We start from the raw sequence: 2,538 nt of genomic DNA on the forward strand, positions 1-2,538 counted from the left end.
CTGCATGACGAGGGTAAGGCGGCCCGGCGCTGGCAGGGAGCGTTCCACACGCCGACGGGCGGCCGCCCGTACGCGAAAACCGGGAGCAAACGGCCGCCAGATTTCGCTGTCCTCGGCGGCTACCGGCACGAGTTCGGCTCGCTATTGCGGGCGGAAAGGAACAACGCCTTGGCAATGCTGCCGGACGAGTTCAAGGACCTGGTCCTGCACCTGATCGCGGCGCATCACGGCCGCGCGCGTCCGCTGATTGAGACGGACGGCTGCGACGACGGCCCGCCGAGCCTGCTTGCCGCCCGCGCCCGCGACGTTGCCCTGCGCTTTGCGCGGTTGCAGAAGCGCTTCGGCCCCTGGGGCCTCGCCTGGCTGGAGGCGCTGGTCCGCGCCGCTGACCAGCAGGCCTCGCGCGCGCTGGAAGCGGAGAACCAGCGCGATGGCTGAAGCCGCAATCCCGGTCGATCTGTTCAATCCCGGCCAGGTCTTCGCCTGCCTGGGCTTCCTCGAGGCGGCGGAGATCCTGCTCGGCGACGCCGAAGGACGCTTCGATTGGTCGGATGAAGCCAACGTGCGTTTCCACTTGCGCGCCCGGGGCGATGACAACCCGGTCGCAGCGGTGCTGGCGTTCCTGGCGGCGGCAACTGTCAACTCGGTAGCGCCGCTCCGGTCTGAGCACCGCACCGAGAAGTGGACTATCCCAACCGCCCTGCTGCGCGAAGGCGAGCCGTTTCCGTTTCCCGATCCTTCCAGTCCCGCAACGCTGCCGGCGCGGCTTTCGGTCGGGACATGCTCCCTCGTGCTCGATCACTGGGGCGACGCGACCGTCCGTGACAATGTCAAGTTCTGGGCCGGCGCTGCCGGCTATCCCGGGGCCGCACTCGCGCGGGACGCGCTCGCCCTCGCGCACGCAAAGTCGGAAGGTGCGCTCAATGACCCGTTCGCGGTCTCAGCGCCGCAGAGCAGCAGTTTTCGTTTCGAGTGGCGGCGCGATTACATCCCGATCGATGCCGGCTTCTCACCAAACGAGCACGGACAAATCACGATGATGGGCTATCCGCTGACGGAAGTGCTGGCGGCGGTCGGTCTCGGCCACGCAAGGCCCCAACGTTTGACGAAACTGGAATACCGGTACGGTGTTGCAAGTGGGGGGATCGCCGACGTGTGGCTCGATCCCATGTTTCTCCGCGCAGCACTTGGCTGTTCCCAGCTTCCATTCTTGCAACGCACCTTTCGTATGCAGCTCGGCTGGCCCGGCCAGGAAAACCAGGCCCGGTGCATTCTTAATGTCATAGAGGAGCCCAATCCGTGACCGCGCCGCAATCCCTCTCGCACGAAACAATCAATTCCTGGGCCGACGACGACAACGGCCCAGTGGCGTTGCATCTCAGGCAGGAACTGTTGCCGGTCGAGGGCAAGGGTGGCGTCATCTTCCCGCCTACGTACGCCGACATCGGCTACAACATCGATACGCTTGCCGACGGCACCAAGGTCGCCACCATCGACAGCGTCGGCAGCCAGGCCAACCGCATGGAGCCGATCTTCAAGCACCCCCCGTACGACGCGTTGGTGCCGCAGATCGAGATCGCCTACGGCAACGAGCGGACGGTCAGCATCCTCGATGCCGGCCATCGCCTCGGCGATGCCCTGATCCGTTGCGTCGCCAAGGACGACGCGAGCGGCTTTGACTTGCGAGCTGCGGCCCATGAGGCGTTTGACGTCTTCCAGCGCACGAACGATGCAGCCGCGATCGCAAAGCTCGCGCCGACGTCGCTCGTCTTTGGCGTGTGGGACTCGCGCGACACCCAGGCGAAACTGCCGCGGATCGTCCAATCGGTCATCCGCGCCTGGGACGTCGAAGTCCTGCAACGTTCGGCACAGTACAATCCTCCGCTCGACTACTCTGCCCTCGACGTTTTCGGAGAAGAGGAAAAAGCCAAGCAAGAGGGGGATCCGAAGAGCCCGTTGGCAAAGCGAGGTTTTGTCCATGTGCCCGCTGCGGGAGCGTTGGGAGGCATTGTCGCCCACGGCCCGATCCAGCGCGACGTCACCGTCAATCTTGTCGCATTGCGGCGCCTGAACGGCGAGAATGCCCAAGCCCTCCGCCGCTACGTGCTTGGCCTTTCGCTCATTGCCGCGACCGATCCGCTCGATCCGTTCCTGCGGCAAGGCTGCCTGATCGTCCCCGATCCCGAGGGGCGGGCGGAGTGGTCGCTGGTTGAGCGGAGGGGCGCCCGCTCGGCAGTCGCTCTTGGTGCATCAACGGCGAAGGAATTTGCCCTTGCGGCTGCAAAAGCGTTCGGTATTGGTGCGAACCGGCGCCTGACGTTCAGTAAAGAACGTGCAGTCGAGGACTCCAAGAAGGACAAGAAAACCAAGAGCAAGAGCCAAGACAAAGTAAGCGAAAGTGCGTGAGGGGAGCCATGCCCCGCGCCCTGCTCATTGCTGTACGCTTTCATGACGGGCGCTTTCACGGCCGGCCGGAATGGCCGCCTTCGCCGGCGCGATTGTTTCAGGCGCTGGTCGCGGCCGCGGCCACGGGCGCTC

3 protein-coding genes and 1 pseudogene are annotated in these 2,538 nt (G+C 65.2%); all 4 read left to right on the top strand.

Annotation, left to right across the window (positions count from 1 at the left end; translation table 11 throughout):
- A pseudogene (locus RKP46_RS16645) lies at nt 1-438 on the top strand (hypothetical protein); the annotation flags it as partial.
- The gene (gene cas8c / locus RKP46_RS16650; protein WP_311107657.1) at nt 431-1,303 is read left to right on the top strand and encodes a type I-U CRISPR-associated protein Cas8c; all 873 of its coding nucleotides are present in this window, start codon (nt 431-433) and stop codon (nt 1,301-1,303) included. The pseudogene RKP46_RS16645 and the gene cas8c, both read left to right, overlap by 8 nt.
- Nucleotides 1,300-2,406: a type I-U CRISPR-associated RAMP protein Csb1/Cas7u gene (cas7u, locus tag RKP46_RS16655; protein ID WP_311107658.1), complete on the top strand. Its 1,107-nt coding sequence runs from the start codon at nt 1,300-1,302 to the stop codon at nt 2,404-2,406. Before cas8c ends, cas7u begins: the two co-directional genes overlap by 4 nt.
- A gap of 8 nt (nt 2,407-2,414) precedes the next feature.
- Nucleotides 2,415-2,538 (top strand): type I-U CRISPR-associated protein Csb2 (gene csb2 / locus RKP46_RS20270; protein WP_409194161.1); only part of this gene is annotated, 124 nt, incomplete at its 3' end.

This window comes from Accumulibacter sp. (assembly GCF_031732815.1).
GTDB lineage: Bacteria > Pseudomonadota > Gammaproteobacteria > Burkholderiales > Rhodocyclaceae > Accumulibacter.